This window comes from Mesorhizobium waimense (genome assembly GCF_003601975.1).
GTDB lineage: Bacteria > Pseudomonadota > Alphaproteobacteria > Rhizobiales > Rhizobiaceae > Mesorhizobium > Mesorhizobium waimense.
On record NZ_QZWZ01000014.1, the window covers coordinates 1 to 24,908 of the forward strand.

Here is a 24,908-nt window from a genome sequence, read left to right on the forward strand (position 1 = left end):
CGAGATAATCCTGCTCGTCTGCGCTCAGAACCAACGGCGCGGTTGGGCGGCCATTCGCGTTCGCCATAATGCGCTCCTCTCCAGAAGCGACGTAGCATACAATGTAACGAACTTCAGTTCCAGATGACTAGGGCGTGATCTCATTAACGGCTGGTAGAAGCGCCAAGAAGCGAGATAGCGCGAGCAGGGACCCGACTTTTCGGATAAAGTTTTCTCCTTCCGATCACCTGAGGGCGCTTAGATGTTAGCCTCTGACCTAACGAAATTTATCGAGCAGGATCATCTGGCTTTGGATGCCTTCGTGAAGGGCGATCCTGAACCTCTGAAGGATCTCTACTCGCGACGGGATGACGTCATTATCGCTAATCCGTTCGGCCCGCCGGCGAAGGGTTGGGAAAAGGTCGCCACGACCATGGAATGGGCTGCCACCAATTTTCGGGGCGGCGAGGCCACCGGCTTTGAGCGCATCTCCGAGTACGCGACGGCGGAGTTGGGGTACATCATCGAGATCGAGCGGTTCCGATCCAAGGTCGGTAGTGACGACAAACTGGTGCCGATTACGCTTCGGGTCACCACCATATTCCGGCGGGAGCAAGGCGCGTGGAGGATCGTCCTTCGTCATGCCGATCCGATAACCTCAGCTCGCCCACCGGCGTCCATAGTCGGAGAGTAGAAGGGTTGCCGGCCCGTCTGGGTCCTACTCGATGCGAGCCGCAGTTTGTGCCTCGGCGGGCTGCGGTTTATGAGTCCACGCCACTAGCAGCTTAGGCGCCCCTCAGCCTGGCCGCTTCTGGCCACGCCGCGCCAGAATATTGGCGACGACCAGCAGGACGATCGACAGCCCCATCATCAGCGTCGCAGCAGCGGTGATCGCCGGGGAGAGTTTTTCGCGCAAGCCAATGAACATTTCGAGCGGCATGGTGCGCTGGTTGGCGCTGGCCAGGAACTGCACCACGACCACCTCGTCGAACGAGGTGACGAAGGCGAACGCTGCGCCCGAGAGCACGCCAGGCAGGATCAGCGGCAGCATCACCTTGAAGAACGACCGCACCGGTTTGGCTCCGGAGATGGCGGCGGCGCGCATCAGATTGCGGTCGAAGCCGGTCAGGCTCGCCGCCACGGTGACGACGACGAACGGGCTGGCAAGCGCGGTATGCGCCAGGATGATGCCGGCATAGGTGCTGGCAAGGCCGACGCGGGCGTAGAACAGATACGAGCCGACCGCGGTGATCACCACCGGCACGATCAGCGGCGACAAGAGCAGCGGCATGACGATGCGGCGTCCCGGGAACTTTTCGTCGGCCAGCGCGATCGCCGTCATCGTGCCCAGTATGGTGGCGATCAGCGTCGTGCCGAAGGCGACCAGCAGGCTGTTGCCGATCGCCGACTGCCAACGCTGGGTGCCGAGCACGACCTCGTACCAGCGTGTCGAAATGCCTTCGAGCGGAAAGATGAAGAAGGAGCCGCTGTTGAACGACAGCGGCACCGGGATCAGGATCGGCACCAGCAGGAACAGGATCACCAGTCCGCACCACAGCCATAACAGCCCGATGCGGATGCGCTCGCCGGTGGTCGGATAGGGAGACAGCATCATGGCGAGAAGCTCCTATACGAGTTTCAGCCGGTCGAGGCCGAGGATGCGGGCAAAGATGCCGAACAGCGCCAGCGTGAACACCAGCAGGATGAAGCTGAGCGCCGCCGCCATCTCCCAGTTCAATTCGACATTGACGTAGTTGGCGATGAAATTGCTGATCAGCTGGTCGCTGGCGCCGCCGATCAGCGCCGGCGTGATGTAGTAGCCGAGGCACAGGATGAAGGTGAGCAGGCATCCTGCCATGACGCCCGGAAAGACCTGCGGAAGATAGATGCGGCGGAATGCGGTGAAGGGCCGCCCGCCCAGCGAATAGGCGGCCTTCATTTGCGAGGGCGGGATGGTGCGCATGACGCTGTAGATCGGCAGCAGCGTGAACGGCAGCTGGATATGGGTCATGGCGATGATCAGGCCGATGCGGCTGTACATCAGGTCGAGCCGGTCGTCGACGACACCGAGCCACAGGAGCAGGTCGTTGACCAGCCCGAATTTCTGCAGCAGCACCGTCCAGGCCGCCGTGCGCACCAGGATTGACGTCCAGAACGGCAGCAGCACCGCAACGATCAGGATGGCGGCCAGCCCCTTCGGTGCGCTGGCGATGAGATAGGCGAGCGGAAAGGCCAGCATGAGCGTCGCCAGCGTCACCGCCGCCGCGACGAAGAAGGTGCGCATGAACACCTGCAGGAAGATCGCCTGTTCGGGCGGCACGCGTTCGATCGAGCCATCGGCGTTCCAGCGCAGGTCGAGGGCGCTGAGCAGATAGAACGAGGTCACGGCGTGGGTGCCGTTGGCGATCGCCGGCCAGGTGCCCGGCTGCGACCAGAATGGCACCGATTTCACCACCTCCAGCGGCGGCTTGTCGCCGGCGCTTTCGAGCTGGCGCACCGTCTTCAGCACCTGGCTGCGCGCGCCGGGCAGGCGGGCGTTCAGGCTCTTGGCAAGCTCATAGGCGGTGCCCTTGGCCTGGTTGTCCCTGAGGTCGGCGGCCAGAGCCAGGAAGGCAGCGTCGTCGGGCAGGCCGCTGCCGCTCCAGCCGCTGAGCGCCTGGGAGGTCTGCGGCAAGGCACTGGCGATGGTCGGGTCGTAGACGGCGCGCGACAGCAACAGCACGATCGGGATGCCGAAGCTCAGCGCCAGCAGCACCAGCAGCGGTCCGGCCAGCGCCAGCGAGCGCAGCCGGTCGCCGAACTCGGCCCGCCGGATCGCCGCCGACACCGACCTCAGGTCGGCGTCGGCGGCCGACCGGCCGCGGGCCAGCGCCGGCCGGTCAAGTTCGCTGGGCGGGATCGCCGTCATCGCCTTCTACTGCGCGAGCCAGGCGTTGAAGCGCTTGACCAGGTCCTCGCCATAGTCGCCCCAGAACTCGGTGTCGGCGACGAGGTAAGCACCCTTCAGATGCTCGGGCGCGTTCGGCAGCTTCGGCAAGGCGTCGGCGGCGACGAAGGACGCCGCATCGATGCGCACCGGCCCGTAGGTGATGTAGCTGGCGAGCTTGGCGTTGTTCTCCGGCTGGCTGATATAGGCGAGGTATTTGTAGGCGAGCTCCGGGTTCTTGGCGCCCTTCGGAATGGCGATCATGTCGTATTCCAAGATCTGGTTGTTCCAGACGATCTTGAACGGCGCGCCGTCCTTGTCGATGGCGTTCTGGATGCGGCCGTTCCAGGCGGTGGTCATCACCACTTCCTTGGAAGCCAGAAGCTGCGGCGGCTGTGCGCCGGCATCCCACCAAACGATGTCCTTCTTGATCGTGTCGAGCTTCTTGAAGGCGCGGTCGACGCCTTCCGGCGTGCCCAGCACCTTGTAGACGTCGGCTGGCGCGACCCCATCGGCCATCAGTGCCCATTCGAGGTTCTGCGCCGGGAACTTGCGCATGGCGCGCTTGCCCGGGAATTTGGTGGTGTCGAAGAGATCGAGCACCGAGGTCGGCGCTTCCTTCAGCACGGTCGGGTCATAGGCCAGCACGTCGCCATAAGCATCGAGGCCGACGCCGCAGTCGAGGGCCGAACCTTCGAGGAATTTGTCGCGCGGCGCGATCTTGGAATAGTCGAGCCGCTCGAGGATGCCTGCGTCGCAGCCCTGCAGCACGGTTGCGGTTTCGACCGTCACCAGGTCGATCGGCACGTTGCCGGTGTCGACCATGGCTTTGACCTTGCCGAGATCGCCGAGATATTCCTGCTCGACGATCTTGGTTCCGGTCTCCTTGGTGAACGGCTCGAACCAGGCCTTGCGCTGCGCGTCCTGCCAGGCGCCGCCGCTGGCCATGATCGACAGCTCGTCGGCGACGGCGGCGTGGCCGATCGCCATCCAGGCGGTGGCCGCCGCGAGCGCGAGCAGCCGGGACTTGGTGATTTTCATGTGATCTTACTCCCCTGTTGTTTTTGATATCGATCCGCCCGTTCCGGCATCGGCCGGAAAGGCGCGGCAATCACCGGGCGCGCAGGAAACCATCACCGGCTCTCCATTCGCCATGGTCGCTTCGGGGCCGACCTTGATGGTCAGCACCTGTCCGTTTTCGAGCCTGGCCAGCAGGCGCTGGTGGTCGCCGAGATAGATGCGGCCGTCGACCGTTGCCGCCAGCCTGTTGCCGGCCTGCGCTGCGGCTGCCAGGCCGAGCCGCTCGGGGCGGATGGCGACATGACAGGCGGCACCCTCGGCGACGCCGATGGCCAAAGCGGTGATCGCGCCGCCGCCATCCAGCACGATGCGGCATTCCTTGCCCACCACGCGCTCGACTTTGCCGGCAAGCGTGTTGTTCTCGCCGATGAAGCTCGCCACGAACGAGCTCTGCGGCGTGTTGTAGAGGTCGTCGGGCGAGCCGAGCTGGGCGATGCCGCCATTGTTGAAGACGGCGACGCGGTCCGACATCGTCAGCGCCTCGCTCTGGTCGTGCGTGACATAGACGATGGTGACGCCAAGCATCGTGTGCAACTGCTTGATCTCGAGCTGCATATGCTCGCGCAGCTTCTTGTCGAGCGCGCCGAGCGGCTCGTCCATCAGCACCAGGCTCGGTTCGAACACCAGCGCGCGCGCCAGCGCCACGCGCTGCTGCTGGCCGCCGGAAAGCTGTGTCGGCCGCCGGTCGCCGAACTGCTTGAGCCGCACCATGTCCAGCGCGCGGCCGACACGGGTGGTGATGTCGGCCTTGTCGATCTTGCGCACCGAGAGCGGGAAGGCGACGTTCTCCTCCACCGTCATGTGCGGGAACAGCGCGTAGTTCTGGAACACCATGCCGATGTTGCGCTCATAGGGCGGCAGCCGGTCGACCGAACGGCCCTCCAGCGTGATGACGCCCCTGGTCGGGCGCTCGAAACCGGCAAGCATGTTGAGCGTCGTCGTCTTGCCCGAGCCGGAGGGGCCGAGAAGGGTGAGGAATTCGCCGCGCGCCACGCTGAGGTTCAGCCGCGTCACCGCAAAGGTGCGACCGTCATAGGATTTCTCGACATCGGTGAATTCGACAAACCCGTTGAGGTCAGCTGCTGGTGCCGAGGCGGAATTGCCGGCTGGCCGGGCTGTCGCCGCAGCGGTCACCGGTGGAAATCCGTCGTGCGGCCGCCAAGGCCGTTGATCGAAACGAAAAGGGGCTTGCGCTGCATGTCTCGGTCTCGCGGGGCGCTGGCCGCATAATAGGAGCGGCAAACCAAACTTGTATGCTCACACAATCGATGGCTAAAGAACCATAGATGCAGACAAGTTTCCCCGTCAAGCGACTTTTTTGACAGTTGTGTGGGATTTTTGCGATCGGATATTGGATTTATGAACCAGACAAGTGCTATTGTCCGGAACATTGTCTTATGCTAGATGCCAATCGTCTCAACAGTCCGAATCCGCCAATCCGCATGCTTCAAGACCTGCAACTCGCCTCGGATGAAGGTCCGGTCTATCGCCGCCTTGCCGACGCAATTGCCGAACGGATCGCTGCCGGCACGCTTGCCGTGGGCGACCGGCTGCCGCCGCAGCGCGAGATCGCGCGGGCGCTGGGTATCAACGTCACCACGGTGACGCGCGCGCTGTCGACGCTGCAGGAGCGCGGTCTGCTCGAAGCACGGCCGGGGCGCGGCACGACCGTCGCCGCGCGCGATGCCAGCGAAAGGCCGGGCTTCGTCTCGGCGCCGAGCGACGACAGCGGTGTCGTCGACCTGTCCGTCAATCGGCCGGCGACATCAGCCTATCTCGACGCGCTGGCGCAGCTTCTGCCGCGCATGGCCAAGCACCGGCACTACGCCACGCTGCAGGACTACCATCCGCCGGAAGGGCCGCTCTGGGCGAGGGCGGCGATCGCCGAATGGATGCGGCCGGTGGCCGGCGACGGCGATCCCGGCCGGGTCGTGTTGGCGGCCGGTGCCCAGCATGGGCTGGATTGCGTGCTCGGCGCGGTGACCAAGCAGGGCGAGGTCATTCTCGCCGACGAGGTCACCTATCAGGGCATCAACGCGCTCTGCCGGGTGCATGGGTTGGATCTGAGGGGCGTCGCCATGGATCGCGGCGGCATGCGGCCGGATGCCTTCGACGCCGCCTGCGCGCAACTGCGCCCGCGCGCCGTCTTTCTGGTGCCGACGCTGCACAATCCCACGACGATCACGCTAAGCGCCGAACGCCGCAACGAGCTGGTGGCCGTCGCCCGGCGCCACAACGTGCTGATCGTCGAGGATGATGTCTATCGCCCGCTGGCCGACAACCCGCCGCCGTCGCTGGCCAGCCTCGAACCCGAACTGACCGTGCACATTGGCGGCCTGTCGAAATGCATCGCGCCGGGGCTGAGGCTCGGTTTCGTCATTGCGCCGCGCGCCATCGCCGGCCAGGTGGCGGCAGCACTGCGCATCAATTGCTGGAGCATCAGCCCGATGGCGGCGCTGATCGGCACACAATTGCTGGAGGAGGGGACCGCGGCGCGCATCATCGAGACGCAGAAGCAGGAACTGCGCCTGCGCCAGGCGGTGCTGACCGACATCCTCGGCGGCTTCGATGTCCAGACCCATCCGACCTCGACCCATGCCTGGCTGCGGCTTCCCGAACCGTGGCGCGGCGCGGGCTTTGCCCGCACCTGCCTGCAGCGCGGCGTTGCCGTGCTGCCAGGCGACGCCTTCGCCGTCGGCCGCGAACCGGTGCAGCATGGCGTGCGCATCAATGTCGGCGCGGCACGCTCGCTCGACGATTTGCGGATGGCGCTGAGCACAATGGCTGAATTGCTTGCGGCCGGTCATTTGCAGCTTCCCGGCTTCGTCTGAGGGCTTTGTGGTGGCGGCATCCGAAACAGTCGAGATCGCCATTGTCGGCGCCGGAATTGTCGGGCTGGCGACGGCGCTGGGGCTGGCCGGCGAGGGGCGCGAGGTCCTGCTCATCGATCCCAACGAGCCCGGCTCCGGCGCCTCCTTCGGCAATGCCGGGACGATCGCCGAATATGCCTGCATGCCGGTCGGCAACCCGGCCGTGCTGCGCGCTTCTGCTGCTCGATCCCGACAGCCCGTTTGCACTGCGCTGGACAGCACTTTTCCAGCTGGCGCCATGGCTGGTCCGTTTTGTCAGGCAGTCGCTGCCCGGAGCCACCCGCGCCAACGCCGTGGCGCTGGCCGGTTTGCTGGCCGAGGCCTTGCCGGCCTGGGGAGAGATGGAGCAGGAGGCCGGCCTGCAGGACCTTATGCGCCGCAATGGCTGCCTCTATCTCTACCGCCGCGAGAGCGACTTTGCCGCTTCAGCCGGCGGCCGGGCGCTGCGTGCCGAGTTTGGCGTCCACCAGGAGGTGCTGACGCCGCAGCAGGTGGCCGTGCTGGAGCCCCGCCTGCCGGCGATCGGGGCCCGCGGCCTGTACTTTCCGGACTCGCTGAACGTCACCGATCCGGGCATGGTGATGCGCCGGCTGTTCGATGCAGTCGTCGCTCGCGGCGCATCGCTAGCCAAGGCCGAAATCAGCCGCTTGCAGGCTGGCGACGGTGGCGTTGAACTCAGCGGTCCCGGTTTTCGCGTCAGGGCAAAAACGGTGGTCATCGCCGCCGGCGCCCGCTCGCGCGCCTTGGCCGCACAAGCCGGCGACAGCGTTCCGCTCGAGACCGAGCGCGGCTATCATTTGGAATTTTCGACGGAAGCAGCTCTGCTCAACCGTCCGGTCTGCCCCGTCGATCTCGGCTTCTACATGACGCCGATGGCTGGCCGGCTGCGCGTTGCCGGCACCGTCGAGCTTGGCGGCCTTGCCGCGCCGCCCAATCCGCGCCGACTGGCGCTGCTCGACCGCGGCGTGAGGCAGATCTTTCCCCAGCTCGGCAAGCCGTCATCGGAATGGCTCGGCTTCCGGCCATCGCTACCCGATTCGCGTCCGGTCATCGGGCTCTCACGCCGCAGCCCCGGCGTCGTCTACGCGTTCGGCCATGGCCATCTCGGGCTGACATTGGCGCCGATCACGGCGCGGCTGGTCGCCGATCTGATCGCCGGACGCGGCGATGCGGCGCGCGTCGCGCCCTTTGCCGCGGATCGCTTCTGACGGTCATTTCCTCCTAGGACGCGAAACCTGTTCGGCGAGACCGGAAAGGCGAGATGGACCTGAGCCGGCGCTCTGAACCGGCTGGCTTGCCTTTTGATTGCCGCGTTTCCCATTGTACAAGCCACGGCGGACCAATAGATGGGTGCCAGTGGCTTCCTCCCAAGGCCGGCAGAAAAAGCAGGATTGATACGCATGACCGACACGAAATTGACCGACCGCGTTGCGGCCCTGGTCGAGGCTGCCAAACGCGCCGGCGCCGATGCCGCGGATGCAGTCGCGGTGCGCGGCCGCTCGGCCGGCGTGTCGGTGCGGCTGGGCAAGGTAGAGGCCACTGAATCGTCCGAGAGCGAGGATGTCGCGCTGCGCGTCTTCGTCGGGCAGCGGGTGGCGAGCGTTTCGGCGACCGCCGCCTCCGACCCGAAGGCGCTGGCCGAGCGTGCCGTCGCCATGGCCAAGGTGTCGCCGGAGGATCCCTATCAGGGGCTCGCCGATTCGGCGCTGCTGGCCGGCAAGCCGCGCGACCTCGATCTGTTCGACCCGACCGAGGTTTCGGCCGACGAACTGAAGGAGGCGGCCCTTGCGGCGGAAGCGGCGGCACTTGCCGTCAAGGGCGTCACCAACTCGTCCGGCAGCAGCGCCGGCGCCGGGCTCGGCGGGCTGGTGCTCGCCACCTCGCACGGCTTCGTCGGCCAGTATGTCGCCTCGCGTTTCTCGCGCTCGGCCAGCGTCATCGCCGGCGAGGGCACCGGCATGGAGCGCGATTACGAGTACTCCTCGCACCAGCATTATTCCGATCTCGACGCACCCGAAGATATCGGCCGCAAGGCCGGCGAACGCGCCGTGCGCCGCCTCGGCGCCCGCAAGGCGGCCACCGGGCCGGTCGATGTCGTGTTTGATCCGCGCGTTGCGCGCGGCATTGCCGGCCATCTTGCCGGCGCCATCAATGGCGCCGCCGTGGCTCGCAAGACCAGTTTCCTGCGCGACATGATGGGCAAGCAGGTGGCCTCGGCAGCTATCACCGTCACCGACGAGCCGCTGCGGCGCCGAGGCCAGGCCTCGCGACCCTTCGACGGCGAAGGCGTCGAGGGAAAGATGCTGCTAATGGTCGAAAAAGGCGTTCTCAACCACTGGCTCCTGTCGACCTCGGCCGCGCGTGAGCTCGGCCTGACCACCAATGGACGCGGGTCGCGCAGCGGCTCCTCCGTCTCGCCATCCTCGACCAACCTCGCCATCGAGCCGGGCGAACGCACGCCAGAAGATTTGATCAAGTCGCTGAAGAGTGGCTTTTACGTCACCGAAGTGTTCGGCCAGGGCGTCGATATGATCACCGGCGAATACAGCCGCGGCGCGTCCGGCTTCTGGATCGAGAATGGCGAACTTGCCTATCCGGTGGCGGAAGTGACCATCGCCTCCAATTTGAAGACGATGTTCCTCAACATGGTCCCGGCCAGCGATCTCGATCGCGATTTCGGCACCGCGGCTCCGACGCTGATGATCGAAGGGATGACCCTTGCCGGCGCCTGATACGGTCATATCGGCCGGGGCCTGCGAGGACCTGACCCTGCTGCGCGACGCCGCCCGCGAGGCCGGCATCATCGCCATGCGCTACTTCGGCAACAACCCGCAGGTCTGGATGAAGGGTGGCACGTCGCCGGTCAGCGAAGCCGACCACGCCGCCGATGCCTATCTGCGCGAGACCTTGCTTGCGGCACGGCCCGACTATGGTTGGCTGTCGGAGGAAACCGCCGACGATCCGGCACGGCTTCTCGCGCGCCGGACCTTCGTCGTCGATCCGATCGACGGTACGCGCGGCTTCCTCGAAGGCCTGCGCTCCTGGTGCGTCAGCGTTGCGGTGGTCGAGGTCGGCCGCACGGTGGCAGGCGTGCTTGAATGCCCGGCCATGGAAGAAACCTATTGGGCGCTGCCCGGCGAGGGCGCGTTCCTGAACGGCCGTCGCATTGCCGCGCGCCAACCCTCGGCAAAGATCGACATTGGCGGGCCGAAGCCGCTGGTCGACCTGATGCCGGCTGAGTGGCAGGACCGGCTGAACCGCGTGACCTACATTCCTTCGCTCGCCTACCGGCTGGCGATGGTCGCCAATGGCCGCCTCGATGCAACCTTCGTCAAGCCGAGCGCGCATGACTGGGACATCGCCGCCGCCGATCTCATCCTGCACGAGGCGGGGGGCTCCTTGCTCGACCGACACGGCGAGCGGCCGCGCTATGCCGGCAAGGTGATTCGCCACGGCGCGCTCGCCGCCGGCAGCGGCGCGCTGCTTGCCGTGCTTGCCGGTGTCATTGCCGGGCTGGACAGTTAACCATCATCAAAGGTTCCAAAGTCGGCGGCTTTGGTCTAGACCTCTGCAAACTCACGATATGTGAAGGACCGACATGACCGCGGAAGACGGAAAGAAACAGCTTTTGCACCTGGTTTTCGGCGGCGAGCTGAAAAAGCTGGGCGGAACCGAATTCCGCGACCTCGATGGGCTCGACATCGTCGGCATCTACCCCGACTATCAATCCGCGCACACGGCCTGGAAGGCCAAGGCGCAAGCCAGTGTCGATAACGCCCATATGCGCTATTTCGTCGTTCACCTGCATCGGCTGCTCGACCCAGACAGCAAGGCCGTCGGTTGATTTCCATGGACCATGATGTGGCGAAAGCGCCGGCCGGCGAGGCCGCGCCCGCGGGCCGCGGCGGCAGCCGTGCCACCAAGGCCTTCTGGCGCAGGGTCCGCGAACCGCTGGCGCAGTCGCGATTCGTCAAGAACCTCATTGTCGGCCTGCTCGCCCAGTTCGTGCGCCTGGTGCGCCTGACCAATCGCATGGTCGACGGATCGGCTGAGGTCGCCGGCGGCGCCTACGCGCATCTGGAACCCGGCATCATCGCGCTCTGGCACGGCCAGCATCTCCTCACCCCGGCCTACTATCCCAAGGGCCGGCCGCTGGTCGCCATGGTCTCGCGCAGCGCCGATGCCGAGCTCAACGCGCTGATGCTCGAGAGATTCGGCATCGAGGCCGTGCGCGGCTCCGGCGGACGCGACAGCACCAGGCATCTCGACAAGGGTGGCGCCAAGGCGCTGATTGCCCTGAAAAAGTCGCTCACGGCCGGCAAGAACGTCGCCATGATCGCAGACATACCCCACGGTACGCCGCGCGACGCGGGGCTCGGCATCGTCCTTCTGGCGCGGCTCTCGGGTCGCCCGATCATGCCCGCGGCCATCGCCACCAGCCGCCGCAAAGTGCTGGAGAAGAGCTGGGACAAGACCACGATCAACCTGCCTTTCGGCCGCGCATCGATCGTTCTCGGAACGCCGGTGCTGGTTCCGGCCAATGCCGACGACGCCGAAATGGAGCGCAAGCGCCAGGAACTGACCGCCTCGCTCAATGCCGCCACCGCCGAGGCCTACCGCCTCGTGGGCGGTCGCAAATGAGTGAGCGCTGGGCGCGCGCCATGCTGTCGGCCTACCGCTATGCTGGCGCCGCCGCCTATCCGCTGATCGGGCCCTACGTCGCCTGGCGCACCTCCCGTGGCAAGGAAGATCGAGTGCGCCGGCGCGAGCGCTACGGCGTCGCCGGTCGTCCGCGCCCGGAAGGGCCGATGATCTGGATCCATGCGGCGAGCGTTGGCGAGACGCTCGCTGTCATTCCCCTGGTCGAGAGCATCCTCGATTACGGCGTCAACATCGTGCTGACCACCGGCACCGTCACCTCCGCGCAGGTCGCCGACGAGCGCCTTGGCGCCCGCATCATCCACCAATATGTGCCGCTTGATCTCAAGCCGGCGGTCAGCCGTTTCCTCGACCATTGGCGGCCGGACCTGGCGATCATCGCCGAATCGGAAATCTGGCCGATGACCATGCTGGAACTCGGCGCGCGGCGCGTGCCGCAGGTGCTGGTCAACGGCAGGCTGTCCGACCGCTCCTTCACCTCCTGGAAAAAGCGCGCCAACATCGCCGAGGCCCTGTTCGAGAACCTTGCCCATGTCGTCGCCCAGTCGGATGTCGACGGCGAGCGATTCCGCTCGCTGGGCGCCCGGCCGGTCACCGTGTCGGGCAATCTCAAGGTCGACACCTCGCCGCCGCCGGTCGACGAACGGGCGTTGTCCTCGCTGAAGCGCCAGCTCGGCGAGCGGCCGACCTGGGCGGCGATCTCGACCCATGACGGAGAGGAAGTGGTGGCGGCGGAAGTCCATGCCATGCTGCACAGGCGCCATCACGGCCTGCTGACGATCATCGTGCCGCGCCATCCCGACCGCGCCGAGGCGCTGGCCGTGCAGATTTCCGGCATGGGCCTGAAGCTTGCCCGGCGCAGCAAGGGCGACAGGATCACCGCCGATACCGATATCCTGCTCGGTGACACGATCGGCGAGATGGGCCTTTACCTCAGGCTGACGGAGATCGCCTTCGTCGGCCGTTCGCTGACCTCCGAGGGCGGCCAGAACCCGCTGGAACCAGCGATGCTCGAGACGGCGGTGCTCGCCGGCCGCAACGTGCAGAATTTCCGCGAGGCCTATCAGCGGTTGCTCGACAGCGGCGGCGCGAGACTCGTGCGCGACCGCGACATGCTGGCCGGCGCCGTCAATTTCCTTTTGACCAACGAGGCGGCCCGCTATGAGATGATGGCGGCCGGTGTGGCGACCGTCGACGAGATGCGCGGCGCGCTTGCGCGCACGCTGAAGTCGCTGGAGCCCTACATCCAGCCGCTGGTCGTCAAGTCGCGCCTGAAGGGCGCCAACGGGAGGTAGCGTGACCTCCGAGGCGCCGCCCTTCTGGTGGGAAAAGCCGGACTGGCGCGTGCTGGCGCTGTCGCCGCTGTCGGCCGCCTATGCCGTTGTCGCCGGCCGCCGCATGCGCCGTGCGCCGCGCGAAAAGGTCGAGGCACCGGTGCTGTGCGTCGGCAATTTCACCGTCGGCGGCACCGGCAAGACGCCGGTGGCGATCACGCTGGCCAGGCAGGCCAAACGCATGCAGCTCAATCCTGGCTTCCTGTCGCGCGGCCATGGCGGCTCGTTCGCGCAGCCGCATCTCGTCGATCCGCATCACGACGCCGCCAAGCATGTCGGCGACGAGCCGCTGCTGCTGGCCGAACATGCGCCGGTCGCGGTGACGCCGAACCGTGCGGCGGGCGCCAGGCTGCTCATCGAGGAGCATGGCTGCGACTTCCTCATCATGGACGACGGCTTCCAGAGCGCGCGCATTCATATCGACTTTGCGCTGGTCGTCGTCGACACGCGCTACGGCATCGGTAATGGCCGCGTCATCCCCGGCGGGCCGCTGAGGGCAAACATCGTCGACCAACTGGTCTTCACCAGCGCGCTGCTAAAGTTGGGCGAGGGCACCGCGGCCGATGCGGTGGTACGCCAGGCGGCGCGCGCCGGCCGGCCGATCTTCGAGGCGCGCACCGAACCTCGGGGTAAGGTCCGCTTTGCCGGCGGGCGCTTTCTGGCCTTCGCCGGTATCGGCCATCCCGAAAAATTCTTCGACACGCTTCGCGCAGCCGACGGCGAGGTGGTGCTCTCGAGGGCCTTTCCGGATCATCATTTCTATGGCGAGGACGAGCTTGCCGAACTCGCCGGCACCGCGCGTCGCGAAGGGCTTCGCCTCGTCACCACGGCCAAGGATGCTGCGAGGTTGCGCCACGGCGCGGCACCTGCCGGGTTCCTGGAGCAGCTCGACGTGCTGGAGATCGACACCGTGTTCGAACTCGACCACGTGCCCGAACGCATCATCGACGAAACGCTGGATGCATGGCGGCAGCGGAAGTTGCGGGGCTGACTACCGCCGGCTGCGCAGTTCCGGATTCGCCTCGATCTCACGCCGTAGCGAGGCGGTGGCGTTCGCGTAAGGCTCCTGCCTGGCCACGCTCCAATATTTGAGCTCGTCGAGCGGGATGCTCTCGCCGGTCACCGCGCAGCGCACGAAGGCGCCAGGACTGGTGACCTGGAAATCGCCATCGAGATAACGAATCCGGGCTTCCTTGCCGCCAGGGCCTTCGAAACGGTTCATCATGGGGTGGCGCCAAGGTTCATGAGGATGTCATCGCCATAAATTGCCGGCAAGGTCAAGCTTGACGCAATGCTGATGCCCTATTGTCCGATCGGATACTGCAAGCAATTCCAGGAAAAGTGTGAAACGGTTTTCCGTCCGGAATTGCGTCAACAAACAGATAGAGCGGTTCGGCGTTTCCGTGAAACGATGAACCGCACTAGATGTTTGATCCCGGGCTTTGATGGAGCATCCTTATCTTCCGAATCAAAGGATGCGCTATGGGCCAAGTTCTGCATGGGAGCGCCACAACGACAGAGGCGGTCCGTCGAGCGATACAACATAGTCATGTCTGGACGGCGCCCGCAGATCAAGGGTTTGTTTTCGGCGATGGGATGGTCTCGGGTGCGGTCATGTCTCCGGCCTGTTGTTGCGGTACTGTGACCGCTGGCCCTGATGGTGTCCGCTGATCCTTTGGCCTGATCAAGAGAACGAGCTCGAAGCTCCGACTACGTTGCAGGCTTTCGGGATATGTCCTCGTCTGTTCCCATCACGTCATTGTCACCCTCGATTCTGGACCGCTGCCTCAGCCGTTTTTCCGTTACGCCGGCGTACCGGCATAGCGTGCGTCATCACGCATGAGTGCGAAGGCGATGCGGGCGAGCTTGTTGGCGGTCGCCACGGCGACAAGCTTGAATGGCTTGGTCTCCATCAGGCGGTCAGCCCAGCTTCTCAACGCATCGCTGCAACGTTTGCGATGGAAGAGGACCGCGTGAGCGCCGACAACGAGCAGCTTGCGCAGATATCGGTTTCCCATCTTGGAAACGCGCCCCAGCCGCTCCTTGCCGCCTGATGAACTTTGCCGGGGCGTTAGCCCGAGGAAGGCCGCGAACTCACGCGGGCCCGAGAAAGCGGAGATATCCTGGATACTTGCGGCAAGCGCAGAGGCGGTGACGGGACCGATGCCGGGAACGGTCATCAGACGGCGCGCGGTGTCATCGGCTCTGGCGAGAGCCAGAATGGCTCGATCGCTTTCCCCGATCTCTTCATCGAGTTCGTTCAACCTACGCACCACAGGCAACAAGGCCGAGCGCACGACCGCCGGGATCATGTCGTTGCTTTCCATGATGAGAACCGCCAGAGCACGGGCATTGTTCGGTCCCTGCGCGGCGATGATCCCGATTTCGGCCAGATGGCTGCGCAGGGCATTGAGCATTTGCGTGCGTTGCGCCACCAAAAGTTCGCGCACCTTATGGTGCATGAGCGCAGCCTGGTTCTCGACCGATCGCACCGGTACAAAACGCATGGAGGGCCGCGTCACCGCCTCGCAGATGGCCGCTGCATCAGCGGCGTCGTTCTTCTGGCGACGGACATAGGCCTTCACGTACGCTGGCGGCATCAGCCGCACATCATGGCCACACTTTGCCAGTTCGCGAGCCCAATGATGGGCCGAGCCGCATGCTTCTATGCCGATCAGGCACGACGGCAGACGCTCGAAGAATGCCAGCACATCTTTGCGCCGTAGCGCACGAGACATGACGACACGGCCGGCAGCGTCGACAGCGTGGACCTGGAAGACATGCTTGGCCAGATCGAGGCCGACGGTGGCTACAGCATTGAGTTCGATGTTAGTCTTTTCCATGGGACGGTGCTCCTTCAGATGAGTGCTCGACAGCAGCCATCTTGGCATGCCTCTCACGAGGATGATGCCGTTGCGGGCGCCGTCCACCCCATCAAGAGAGCCTGAGGACGCTGGCCAAGCGCTACGGGATCAACCAGAAGACGGTTGCGAAGTGGAAGAGGCGAGCTTCGGTCTCCGATCTACCGACTGGTCCGAAGGAACCGAGATCGACGGTGCTCTCGATTGAGGAGGAGGTCATTGTCGCTTTCCGCCGCTACACGCTGCTGCCGCTCGCGGTTGATCGCGGCCGTGCCCTACAAGATCCACACCGTGCTTACCGACAATGGCATCCAGTTCACCACCCCCGGTGCCGGTGGCTCGGCGGTGCCGCTGATCAAGGAGGCAATCGCCAATGGCGAGATATTCCGCGCTCACGCCTTCGAATACGCCTGCGCCAGGAACGACATCGAGCACCGCACGACCAAGGCCAGGCATCCGTGGACCAACGGCCAGGTCGAGAGAATGAACCGGACTATCAAGGACGCCACCGTCAAGCGCTTCTACTACGAGAGCCACGACCAACTCCGCACCCATCTCGCCGACTTCGTCGCCGCCTACAACTTCGCCCGCAGGCTCAAGACCCTCAAGGGTCTCACACCCTACGAGTTCATCTGCAAGGCGTGGGCGTCACAACCGGAACGCTTCAAACTCAATCCGCTCCAGCAAATGCCGGGACCAAACATCTAGCTGACCGGCATGGACATTTCCTCTGCCCGCCTGACATCGTTGTTGCGGGAAGCATTGACGCCGGAGGCTTTGCCGTCGGCTAAGGCCGATCCGGTGAGGACGGCGCTGGTCAAGGCATTGGTCGCGCCGCCGGAACCGGCGGCCGGGCCATCGCAGCCGGTGGCAGTCGCGCTGCCGACCCTGTTGCCGGCCATCGCGCCCGGCACGCATCAACAATTGTCCTCGGCCGAGATTGAGAATGCCTATCGGCTTCTGATCGACCCGGGCACGGATTCGGCAAGCGATGCTGCGCCGGTCGCAGCCGTCGCGAGGAGACAGGCGCCGGAAGCCGATACCGCGCAACGTAGCCTGGTGTTGTCCCCGGTGGTCGCAGATGAGGGCGGCAAGCCAATTGCCATGCCCTGGCTGGCGCTTCTTGCGGCGGAGATCGCGCCGCTTCGCCGTGCTCCCGCCACCGGTTCGGCGACAAGACAGGGGCAGGGCGGCTCCCGGCCGGGCGACACGGGGGAGCCCCAACCCAGGAAGATGAGCATCGGACTGATGTCGCTTGGCGCCGGGTTGCTTGCCGTCGCGATCGTCGGCTTTGTACTGATGGTGCTTCGCTAACTCTCGGCCTCGATGAACGCCTCGATCTTTTCCGGCGCCAGTCCGGCCTGCGCCGCGATGCGCCGGGCAAGGTCGGCGGCGGCGGCGCGCGGGCGGCCAGCCGGCCGGTCGAGCCAGTAAGAAATCGGATTGAGCGCGACGCGGTCGTCAACCGCGACGATACGGCCCGACTTCAGCTGGTCCTGCGTTAGCGGCGGCCGCGCCAGTGCGATGCCCAGCCCATGCGCGGCTGCGTCGAGTACCAGATTATAGTCCTCGAAGCGGCGGTCGTGCGGGCGCGGGCGATAGTCGATACCTTGCGCCGCGAACCAGGCGCGCCATGTGGACGCATCGGAATCGTTGATCAGCGGGAATTTGAGCAGCCGGGCAGGGTCGCCGCGGCCGATTTCGCTCGCGAGATCCGGCGAGGCGATCGGGAACACATGTTCCTCGAACAGCTGCACCGAAACGCGTCCTGGAATGCGGCCGCGCCCGCAGCGCACCGACAGATCGATGCCTTCATCGGCGAGATCGGCCTGCCGGTTGTCGACATCGAGTACGATGCGCAGTTTGGTCGGGTGGCTCTCAAGCGCTGCCATGCGCGGCATCAGCCACAGGCCGCTGACCGAGGGGATCGAGGTCAGTCGCACCACGGCTGTGCCGCGCGGCTCGACCCAGCGGTCGGAATTGCTCGCGATCAGCGCGAAAGCCTCGGTGGTCCTGAGATGCAGCCGATTGCCCTCGATCGTCAGCGACACGCCGCGCGCGCCACGATCGAACACTTTCAGCCCCAGCCAGTCCTCCAGCTTGGCGATCTGCCGGCTGACGGCGCCATGGGTGAGGTTGAGCTTTTCGGCGGCGGCCGAAAAACTCCCGGTGCGCGCCGCCGCGTCGAAGGCGCGCAAGGTCTCAAGCGGCAGCATTGGTTCTGAGCTGTGATCCATGCTCACAGGTGACCCTCGATTTGCTCGTTTGTCAACCGGTCGGCAATAGCGTTTCTGTACGTCATGCAATTGAATCGCAAGGACGGTCAGATGAGCGCTTATACCGGCACGTTGAATTCGACACAGCGCATGGATACCACGGCGGTCATTGCCGTGGCGCTGACCGTGGTCGGTTGGGCCTCCGCCTTTCCGGCCATCCGGGCCGGCCTCGCTGCCTTCGATCCGCTCGAACTCGGCGCGCTGCGCTTCGCCATCGCCGCCGTTCCGGCCGCGATCTTCCTGGCCGTCAAGCGCCCTGCGCTGCCCCGCATCGACGAATTGTGGCGCTTCGGCTTCGGCGGCGCCATCTTCGTCGCGCTCTACACGGCGATGCTCAATTTCGGCGAGCTGACGGTCTCGGCCGGTGCCGCCGGCTTCATCATCAATGTCAGCCCGATCTTCACCGCCATCATGGCCATGGCGCTGCTCGGCGAACGCTTTTCCGGCCTGGCCTGGCTCGGCACCGGCATTTCCTTCGCCGGCATCGGCATCATCGCCATGGGCGAGGGGCAGGGCCTGCATTTCAACACCGGCGCGCTGCTGGTTCTAGGCTCCGCCCTGTGCTCGGCCGTCAACACCATCGTCCAGAAGCCGCTCTTTGCCCGTCACCACCCGCTGACCATCGCCGCTTCCAACATGGTGCTCGGCGCGCTCTGCCTAGCGCCATTCCTGCCCAACGCGCTCTCGCAGGCCGCGGTCGCCGACACTGCCGGGCTCAGTGCCGTCATCTTTCTCGGCATCGTGCCGAGCCTGATCGCCTACGCCGCTTGGGCCACCGCGCTGTCGCGTCTGCCCGCCGCGCGCGCCTCGAACTTCCTCTATCTGGTGTCGCCGGTGGCGACGCTGATCGGCTTCTTCTGGCTCGGCGAAGTGCCGACCCTGCTCGGCATCATCGGCGGCGCATTGGCGCTCGGCGGCGTCATCGTGGTGAATTTGAAGAGGTGAATCAGAGAGTTGGAGGAGTTGGCTGTACTAGGGCTGGCGAGCAAGCGAGTTAACGAAGTCGGATATCTGACGGCTGCCACGCAAGTTCATCACCGGCACCAGCGCCCCCCTCGCCAGACGCTCCTGCTCGATGAGCGGTCGACTGTCACGGTCGAAATTCCAGATGTAGCGCAGAAACGACAAAAACTCTTTGTCCAGCCTCTCACGGCATCCGGCCGCAAGATCAGGCCGAGGCCGGTTCAATGCGCTACGCAATATGACCCGGCTCAGGCAGGTTACGCGAGGGGTGTCGAGCCAGACAACGAGATCGGCGCGGGGCAGCCTGAGGTCGAAAGTTTGCCGATAGTAGTTTCCCTCGCACGCCCAGCCGTCACCAGAGATGGCCTCGCTGACGTGTGCACGAAAGACCTCATTTTGAGGTTTGCTCCAACCCGGGCCCCAGAACAGTCTGTCCAAATGCACGACCGGCAATTTCAGCCGTTCGCCCACTTCCCTTGCCAGGGTTGATTTGCCGCTTCCAGCATTTCCGAGAATTACGATCCGTTGCACGAGGCGACCTCGGAAAGCTTGGGTTCTCACCCCCACGATGTGAGGGAGAGGTGGTCGCAAAGCGGCCGGAGAGGGAGCTACGCCGACGGAACTGTGTCGTCACCGCCGCCCGAACAACCGCTCGATGTCCGCCAGCTTGAGCTCGATATAGGTCGGGCGGCCGTGGTTGCAGGTGCCGGAGCCCGGCGTCGCCTCCATCTGCCTGAGCAGCGCGTTCATCTCCTCGGCCTTCAGTAGGCGGCCGGAGCGCACCGAGCCGTGGCAGGCCATGGTCGCGGCGATCCTGTCCAGCCGGCCCTTCAGCGTCTCGACCGTGTCGTTGTCGGCGATCTCGTCAGCGAGGTCGCGCACCAGTTGCTGCACATTGGTTTCGCCGAGCATCGACGGCGTCTCGCGCACCGCGACGGCACCCGGCCCGAAGCGCTCGATGCCGAGGCCAAAGCGGGCAAGCGTTTCGGAATGCATGGCGAGCCGCTCGGCATCCTCTTCCGGCAGGTCGACGATCTCCGGCAGAAGCAGCATCTGCGAGGGCACCGCGCGCGAATGGAGCGCATTCTTCAAGGCTTCGTAGACCAGCCGCTCATGCGCGGCGTGCTGGTCGACGATGACGAGCGAATCCCTGGTTTGGGCGACGATGTAGTTCTCATGCACCTGCGCCCGCGCCGCGCCCAGCACTGTGCCGAGCAGGGTCTCGGCCGCCTTGTCCTGGCCGGCGCGCGCATCGGCGCTGACCAGCGGCCCGGCATCGAAGGCGGCCTGATCGTTCTCGCGGAACCCGCCACTACCGGAGCCACCGCCTTCCATGTCGAGCGGTCGCTGCGCAGAGCGGTCGAACCCGGTGAAGCCCGAGGCGCGATAGGCCGCATCGTAGCTGCGGTGTCCATTGGCCGGTCCGGGATGCGCGTAGCTGGCAGCACCGGGTCGGAACGCCGCCATCATGCCTGCCGCTCCTGTGGTGGCGGCGCGGATGCTGGCATTGGCCAGCGCCTCGCGGATGGCGCCGACAATCAGCCCGCGCACCAGTCCGGGATCGCGGAAACGGACATCGGCCTTGGCCGGGTGGACATTGACGTCGACGGTTCCCGGATCGAGCGTCAGGAACAGCACGGTCACCGCATGGCGGTCGCGCGGCAGCACGTCTGCGAAAGCGCCGCGAATGGCGCCGGCGATCAGCTTGTCGCGAACCGGCCTGCCATTGACATAGGCATATTGCTGCAGCGCGTTGGCGCGGCTGAAGGACGGGATCGAGATATGGCCGGCAAGGCGCACGCCTTCGCGCCCGGCATCGATGGCGATCGCGTTGGCGGGGAAGTCGGCGCCCATCACTTGTGCGACACGGGCAAGCCGGCCCTCGGGGCTGTCGGTAGTTGCCGGCAATTCCAGCGTCGAACGGTCGGAGCCGGCCAGCGTGAAGCGCACGGCGGGGAAGGCAATCGCAATGCGCTTGACCACATTGCTGGTGGCCGAACTTTCGGCGCGCTCGCCCTTCATGAATTTGAGCCGCGCTGGCGTTGCGAAGAACAGGTCGCGCACCTCAACCGTGGTGCCGCGATTGGCCGCCGCCGGCTTGACGGCGGACATACGGCCGCCCTCGATGCCGATCTCGGCGGCGCTATCGCCAGCGGCCGTGCGCGAGCGGATCGATAGCCGTGCCACCGAGCCGATCGAGGGCAGCGCCTCGCCGCGGAAGCCGAGCGAGCGGATGTCGTGGATGTTGTCGGCAAGCTTGGACGTGCAGTGGCGGGCGATCGCCAGCGCCAGCTCCTGCTCGGGAATGCCGAAGCCGTCGTCGGTGACGCGGATCAGGTTCAGCCCGCCACCAGCGGTGACGATCTCGACGCGCGAAGCCCCGGCATCGAGCGCGTTCTCGACCAATTCCTTGACCACGCTCGCCGGACGCTCGATGACTTCGCCGGCGGCGATCTGATTGATCATCGTTTCGGAAAGCTGGCGGATGGGCATGGGAGCACTATAGGCGGATTCGTGGGGTTTGCGGGAGGGGAGATTCACGCGATTGGGTGGACCAGCATTTACCTCACGCCACAAGCTCGCCTACATGGCGCCGGCGCTGCACTCCTCGAGCTCGATCATCTGCGAGCCGATGGAAATTGCGGTGCCGAAGCGCCACCTGCACATCATCCATTCGGCACTGAAGCATTCCGACAAGCCGTTCATGGGCATCGTCACCTCGAAGGAACGCGCCGAAGACACGATGGCGATGGCCGGCATCGTGTTCGGCGAGGATTATGTGCGCGACAACCCGGTCCTGGTGTCGATCACCAACTGCAACTCGCCGCTGGTGTGGGACGCCACCATGCTCGACGCCATGAAGGTCTATGCGCGCAGCAACCAACCCGCTGATCCTGGCGCCTTTCGCACTCTGCGGCGCCTCGACCTCGGCCTCCGCCGTCGGCGCGGTCGCGCAGGTCAATGCGGAAGCACTGGCCGGCGTCGCGTTCACGCAACTCTTGCGTCCCGGCTCGCCGCAGATCTACGGCCAGTTCATGGTCACCGTCGACATGAAGACCGGCGCCCCGATGGGCGGCACGCCGGAGGCCGCGCAGATGATGTATCTGATGGGTGCGCTTGCCAGGAAATACCGGCTGCCGTGGCGCACGTCAGGCTTCCATGTCGGGTCGAAGCTGAACGACGCCCAGGCCGGCTACGAGGCGAACATGCTGATGCATGCCGCCATCCTGGCCGGCGCCAACTACATCTGGCACTCGGCCGGCTGGCTGGAGGCGGGGCTCACCTGCGGCTATTCGAAATTCGCGACGGACTGCGAGCAGCTTGTCGGCTGGTACAAATATGCCGGCGGGCTGCCGTTCGACGATTTCAAGGAAGCCATGGCGGCGATCCGCGAGGTCGGGCCTCAGGGTCATTTCCTGGGCACCCAGCACACGCTCGAACATTTCGAGTCCGCCTTCTTCATGCCCAGCATCATGGACTTCAATTCGTTTGAACAGTGGAAGGCTGAAGGCGCGAAGGACCACGACACGCGCGGTCGCGAGAAAGCGTGCTGGCCGACTATGAGGAGCCAAAGCTCGACGAGGGCATCGCCGAGGGTCTCAAGGATTTGATCGCGCGGCGTGAGGAAAAACTGCCCGACAGCGTTGGTTGATGGAACAGGCGAAGACTTGACCGGACCATAGAGAGTGATTTGCCTGGATCGGTAGCCTGTGCCGTCGGACGGGGCGCTGCAAGATTTATGGGCCGCAAGAAAGCCAGTATGCAGGATGCGTGATATTGATAGTTTAGGGCTATCGATATCCGGAGATTCTGCATGAGACCGACAGTGCTCGTTGCCGTCCTTTCGATCGCCGCGCCCGCGGCGGCCCTGGCCGGCCCGGCATCCAATGCGGTGAAGTTCTTCTATGTGCCCGAGGTCAAATTCGAGGCCGACGCCAAATACCGCGACCGTTTCACCGAGCCGGTGACCAAGCTGTTCGACCTCAACGACCAGGCGCAGAAGAACAAGCCGGACGAGGTGCCTTGCATCGACTTCGCTCCCGGTCTCGACGCGCAGGACTATGACGAAAAGACCGTCGCCAAGACGCTGAAGCTGTCTGAAGCGGTGGACGGCGACAGCGCCGTGGTGACGGCGACGTTCAGCCTTTTCCCGGAAGGCGATGAGTCCAAGCGTGAAATGGTCTGGTCTCTCAAGAAAATCGACGGCAAGTGGAAGGTCGCCGACATCACGTCGAAGACCAGCGGCTGGACGCTCAGCGCGCTGGAATGTCTGGCCGGCCAGACGCCGCAGTGATGCAACGGGACGCGGCTGCGTCCAGGCCGCGTCGGCAGGTCGACGATCTCCGGCAACGGGACCGGCACGGCCATCCTCAATGGTGGTGTGATCTCGTCCTATGCCAGCAATCAGATCAACGGCAACACCGCCGACGGCCCGAATCCGCCAACCATCCCGCTGAAATAGCGGTTATCGACAATGCTTCGCGCGGCACCGCCGCGCGAAGCTGATGCATGAACGTCATGCACAAACAAAACCTGAGGCGCGTCGGCGACGCGCTTTGGCGGTTCAGGCGGTTTGGGGTTGTTCGCGCCGGCGAATTCTGCATGTTTGTGAGCGGGCTCCAAAGACCGATGGCTGGACGCTGAGCCAGCTGAGTGCGTGAACGGTCGGCCCCGGAGTGATGCGATGGTCCGTCTTCCGCCCTTGGTGGCTGTGTGTCTGCTGGCGGGACTGACCGGCGGTGCCAGCGCTCAGGGCTTGTTCGGTGCGCCACCTGCAAATGCGCCGGCCGACGAGACATCCCCTGCAAGCCCGCCGGCGGCATCGCCGCCGGCCCAAAGTGCTCCAGCCGAGAGCGCGCCATCGGCGCCCGTGCTGCCGGGCTCGCCAACGGCGGTGATCAAGCCTTTCTACGAGCGTGTCGGGCTGGAACTTGATCCGGCTGAGCGCAAGAACTTCATCGACCCGGCCAAGACCGTGCTCGACAAGAGCGATGCGCTGCGCAAATCCGGGCAGGGCGAATGCCTCGACCCCAACATGGCGCTCGACAATGCCAATTACGACAAGCTCGCGATCGACAAGAGCCTGAAGACCATCGAAGCGGTCAATGGCGACGAGGCCAAGGTGGTTGTCGCCTTCGTCGTCGAAGGCAATGCGCATCGGCTGGAATGGAAACTGAAAAAGATCAACGGCGGCTGGAAGATATCAGACCTTCTGTCGGTGACCGGCGAATGGGCGCTCAGTCAGTATCAGTGCGAATAGGGAACCGATGAAGATCACCGACATCCGCGTCAACGTCCCGCTCGTGCCGTTCTGCTGGACGGCCGGTCTCTATGGCGGTGCCCCAACAACCCGGCCGCTGAAGCTGCGTGGTTCCGCATTGATCCAGGCTCATCCCCGCCCGCGATAGGGCGCGACACCCGTATCGGGCAGCCAGGCGCCTTCCGGCGGCGCGGCGGTTTGCCAGAACACGTCGATCGGAATGCCGCCGCGCGGATACCAATAGCCGCCAATACGCAACCACAGGGGCTTGGTCGCGGCCACAATGCGGCGCCCGATCATGACGGTGCATTCTTCATGGAAGGCGCCATGGTTGCGGAAAGAGGTCATGAACAGCTTGAGTGACTTCGATTCCACCAAGAGCGTATCGGGTGCGTAGTCGATGACGATATGGGCGAAATCCGGCTGTCCGGTGACCGGGCAGAGCGAGGTGAATTCCGGGCAGACGAAGCGCACGATGGCCGGCGGGCCGTTGCCGCGCGCAAACGGCACGGTCTCCAGCACCGCTGCTTCAGGGCTCTGTGGCGGCTCGACATGGGCGCCGAGCTGGGTGAGGGTTCTGGTGTCGATCATGGGCGGGGTCTCTTTTCAATTTTCGGCGCTCATTAGCACAAATTGAATCAGTAGGAAGAGATGACCAGCAACGATCCGCCCGGCCATCGCCACCGGCAAGCTCGACATG

24 protein-coding genes and 3 pseudogenes are annotated in these 24,908 nt (G+C 65.1%); 17 read left to right on the forward strand and 10 right to left on the reverse strand.

The annotated features are described in order from the left end of the window. Positions 1-241 precede the first annotated feature (241 nt). Positions 242-673, forward strand: a complete 432-nt coding sequence (locus D3227_RS18535; protein ID WP_120015722.1) for a YybH family protein — start codon at positions 242-244, stop codon at positions 671-673. A 102-nt stretch (positions 674-775) separates the two neighbouring features. Here the strand turns inward: D3227_RS18535 and D3227_RS18540 are convergent, their stop codons facing one another. Genes D3227_RS18540 through D3227_RS18555 form a run of 4 tightly spaced genes read right to left on the reverse strand, consistent with a single transcriptional unit; the run spans position 776 to position 5,119 of the window. Further along, positions 776-1,594 carry an ABC transporter permease gene (locus D3227_RS18540; protein WP_120015724.1) on the reverse strand — a complete coding sequence of 273 codons (819 nt, stop codon included), beginning with the start codon at positions 1,592-1,594 and terminating at the stop codon, positions 776-778. Between the two features lie 12 nt (positions 1,595-1,606). Beyond that, on the reverse strand, positions 1,607-2,887 hold the full coding sequence (locus D3227_RS18545; RefSeq protein ID WP_120015726.1) for an ABC transporter permease: 1,281 nt from the start codon (positions 2,885-2,887) through the stop codon (positions 1,607-1,609). 6 nt (positions 2,888-2,893) lie between these two features. Next, on the reverse strand, positions 2,894-3,946 hold the full coding sequence (locus tag D3227_RS18550) for an ABC transporter substrate-binding protein (RefSeq protein WP_120015728.1): 1,053 nt from the start codon (positions 3,944-3,946) through the stop codon (positions 2,894-2,896). 6 nt (positions 3,947-3,952) lie between these two features. Then, complete coding sequence (locus D3227_RS18555; RefSeq protein ID WP_120015730.1) at positions 3,953-5,119, reverse strand: ABC transporter ATP-binding protein; 1,167 nt, start codon at positions 5,117-5,119, stop codon at positions 3,953-3,955. A gap of 263 nt (positions 5,120-5,382) precedes the next feature. Between D3227_RS18555 and D3227_RS18560 the strand changes: the two genes are divergently transcribed. The 8 genes and pseudogenes from D3227_RS18560 to lpxK all read left to right on the forward strand — a co-directional run bounded on the left by D3227_RS18560 (position 5,383) and on the right by lpxK (position 13,839). Continuing rightward, positions 5,383-6,816, forward strand: coding sequence for an aminotransferase-like domain-containing protein (locus tag D3227_RS18560; protein ID WP_245451791.1), 1,434 nt, complete (start codon positions 5,383-5,385; stop codon positions 6,814-6,816). A gap of 10 nt (positions 6,817-6,826) precedes the next feature. Continuing rightward, positions 6,827-8,063 (forward strand): annotated as a pseudogene (locus D3227_RS18565) (NAD(P)/FAD-dependent oxidoreductase). Positions 8,064-8,255: 192 nt separating this feature from the next. Beyond that, positions 8,256-9,587 (forward strand): TldD/PmbA family protein, encoded by a 1,332-nt coding sequence (locus D3227_RS18570; protein ID WP_120015732.1) that lies wholly within the window; start codon positions 8,256-8,258, stop codon positions 9,585-9,587. Then, entirely contained in the window at positions 9,574-10,380 is an 807-nt protein-coding gene (locus tag D3227_RS18575) for a 3'(2'),5'-bisphosphate nucleotidase CysQ (protein WP_120015734.1), read from the forward strand. The genes D3227_RS18570 and D3227_RS18575 overlap by 14 nt, the downstream gene beginning before the upstream one ends. Positions 10,381-10,453: 73 nt before the next feature. After that, a complete protein-coding gene (locus D3227_RS18580; protein WP_064992210.1) occupies positions 10,454-10,699 on the forward strand; it encodes a DUF4170 domain-containing protein in 246 nt (81 codons plus the stop codon). Between the two features lie 5 nt (positions 10,700-10,704). Next, on the forward strand, positions 10,705-11,496 hold the full coding sequence (locus D3227_RS18585) for a lysophospholipid acyltransferase family protein (RefSeq protein WP_120015736.1): 792 nt from the start codon (positions 10,705-10,707) through the stop codon (positions 11,494-11,496). Further along, the gene (gene waaA / locus D3227_RS18590; RefSeq protein WP_120015738.1) at positions 11,493-12,809 is read left to right on the forward strand and encodes a lipid IV(A) 3-deoxy-D-manno-octulosonic acid transferase; all 1,317 of its coding nucleotides are present in this window, start codon (positions 11,493-11,495) and stop codon (positions 12,807-12,809) included. Before D3227_RS18585 ends, waaA begins: the two co-directional genes overlap by 4 nt. Position 12,810: 1 nt before the next feature. Then, entirely contained in the window at positions 12,811-13,839 is a 1,029-nt protein-coding gene (gene lpxK / locus D3227_RS18595) for a tetraacyldisaccharide 4'-kinase (protein ID WP_120015740.1), read from the forward strand. Here the strand turns inward: lpxK and D3227_RS18600 are convergent, their stop codons facing one another. Together D3227_RS18600 and D3227_RS18610 are read right to left on the reverse strand one after the other, a co-directional pair. Beyond that, complete coding sequence (locus D3227_RS18600; RefSeq protein ID WP_120015742.1) at positions 13,840-14,073, reverse strand: DUF2093 domain-containing protein; 234 nt, start codon at positions 14,071-14,073, stop codon at positions 13,840-13,842. Between the two features lie 577 nt (positions 14,074-14,650). Next, positions 14,651-15,691 (reverse strand): IS110 family RNA-guided transposase, encoded by a 1,041-nt coding sequence (locus D3227_RS18610; RefSeq protein WP_120015915.1) that lies wholly within the window; start codon positions 15,689-15,691, stop codon positions 14,651-14,653. Between the two features lie 92 nt (positions 15,692-15,783). On the opposite strand from D3227_RS18610, the pseudogene D3227_RS18615 reads away from it, so the two are divergent. Both D3227_RS18615 and D3227_RS18625 read left to right on the forward strand, forming a co-directional pair. Continuing rightward, positions 15,784-16,417 (forward strand): annotated as a pseudogene (locus tag D3227_RS18615) (integrase core domain-containing protein); the annotation flags it as partial. Positions 16,418-16,426: 9 nt separating this feature from the next. After that, the gene (locus D3227_RS18625) at positions 16,427-17,023 is read left to right on the forward strand and encodes a hypothetical protein (RefSeq protein WP_147377628.1); all 597 of its coding nucleotides are present in this window, start codon (positions 16,427-16,429) and stop codon (positions 17,021-17,023) included. On the opposite strand, the gene D3227_RS18630 is transcribed toward D3227_RS18625, so the two are convergent. Continuing rightward, positions 17,020-17,946: a LysR substrate-binding domain-containing protein gene (locus D3227_RS18630; protein WP_120015748.1), complete on the reverse strand. Its 927-nt coding sequence runs from the start codon at positions 17,944-17,946 to the stop codon at positions 17,020-17,022. The two genes, D3227_RS18625 and D3227_RS18630, sit on opposite strands and share 4 nt — an antisense overlap. 90 nt (positions 17,947-18,036) lie before the next feature. Between D3227_RS18630 and D3227_RS18635 the strand changes: the two genes are divergently transcribed. After that, positions 18,037-18,930 (forward strand): DMT family transporter, encoded by an 894-nt coding sequence (locus tag D3227_RS18635; protein ID WP_120015916.1) that lies wholly within the window; start codon positions 18,037-18,039, stop codon positions 18,928-18,930. Positions 18,931-18,957: 27 nt separating this feature from the next. Here the strand turns inward: D3227_RS18635 and D3227_RS18640 are convergent, their stop codons facing one another. Together D3227_RS18640 and mutL are read right to left on the reverse strand one after the other, a co-directional pair. Next, the gene (locus tag D3227_RS18640) at positions 18,958-19,479 is read right to left on the reverse strand and encodes a P-loop NTPase family protein (RefSeq protein WP_120015750.1); all 522 of its coding nucleotides are present in this window, start codon (positions 19,477-19,479) and stop codon (positions 18,958-18,960) included. Between the two features lie 99 nt (positions 19,480-19,578). After that, positions 19,579-21,441 (reverse strand): DNA mismatch repair endonuclease MutL, encoded by a 1,863-nt coding sequence (mutL, locus tag D3227_RS18645; RefSeq protein WP_120015752.1) that lies wholly within the window; start codon positions 21,439-21,441, stop codon positions 19,579-19,581. A gap of 94 nt (positions 21,442-21,535) precedes the next feature. Here mutL and D3227_RS43760 point away from each other — a divergent pair. From D3227_RS43760 to D3227_RS41650, 5 genes and pseudogenes are all read left to right on the forward strand, one after another. Further along, positions 21,536-21,760, forward strand: a pseudogene (locus D3227_RS43760) (trimethylamine methyltransferase family protein); the annotation flags it as partial. 55 nt (positions 21,761-21,815) lie between these two features. After that, on the forward strand, positions 21,816-22,559 hold the full coding sequence (locus tag D3227_RS18650; RefSeq protein WP_281034917.1) for a trimethylamine methyltransferase family protein: 744 nt from the start codon (positions 21,816-21,818) through the stop codon (positions 22,557-22,559). 203 nt (positions 22,560-22,762) lie between these two features. Further along, positions 22,763-23,242 (forward strand): DUF3828 domain-containing protein, encoded by a 480-nt coding sequence (locus D3227_RS18655; RefSeq protein ID WP_120015754.1) that lies wholly within the window; start codon positions 22,763-22,765, stop codon positions 23,240-23,242. 390 nt (positions 23,243-23,632) lie between these two features. Beyond that, positions 23,633-24,208, forward strand: coding sequence for a YqhG/Tai3 family protein (locus D3227_RS18665; protein ID WP_120015758.1), 576 nt, complete (start codon positions 23,633-23,635; stop codon positions 24,206-24,208). A 7-nt stretch (positions 24,209-24,215) separates the two neighbouring features. Beyond that, entirely contained in the window at positions 24,216-24,356 is a 141-nt protein-coding gene (locus D3227_RS41650) for a hypothetical protein (RefSeq protein ID WP_167480751.1), read from the forward strand. Here the strand turns inward: D3227_RS41650 and queF are convergent. Continuing rightward, the gene (gene queF, locus D3227_RS18670) at positions 24,338-24,799 is read right to left on the reverse strand and encodes a preQ(1) synthase (protein WP_120015760.1); all 462 of its coding nucleotides are present in this window, start codon (positions 24,797-24,799) and stop codon (positions 24,338-24,340) included. The genes D3227_RS41650 and queF overlap by 19 nt on opposite strands. Positions 24,800-24,908 lie beyond the last annotated feature (109 nt).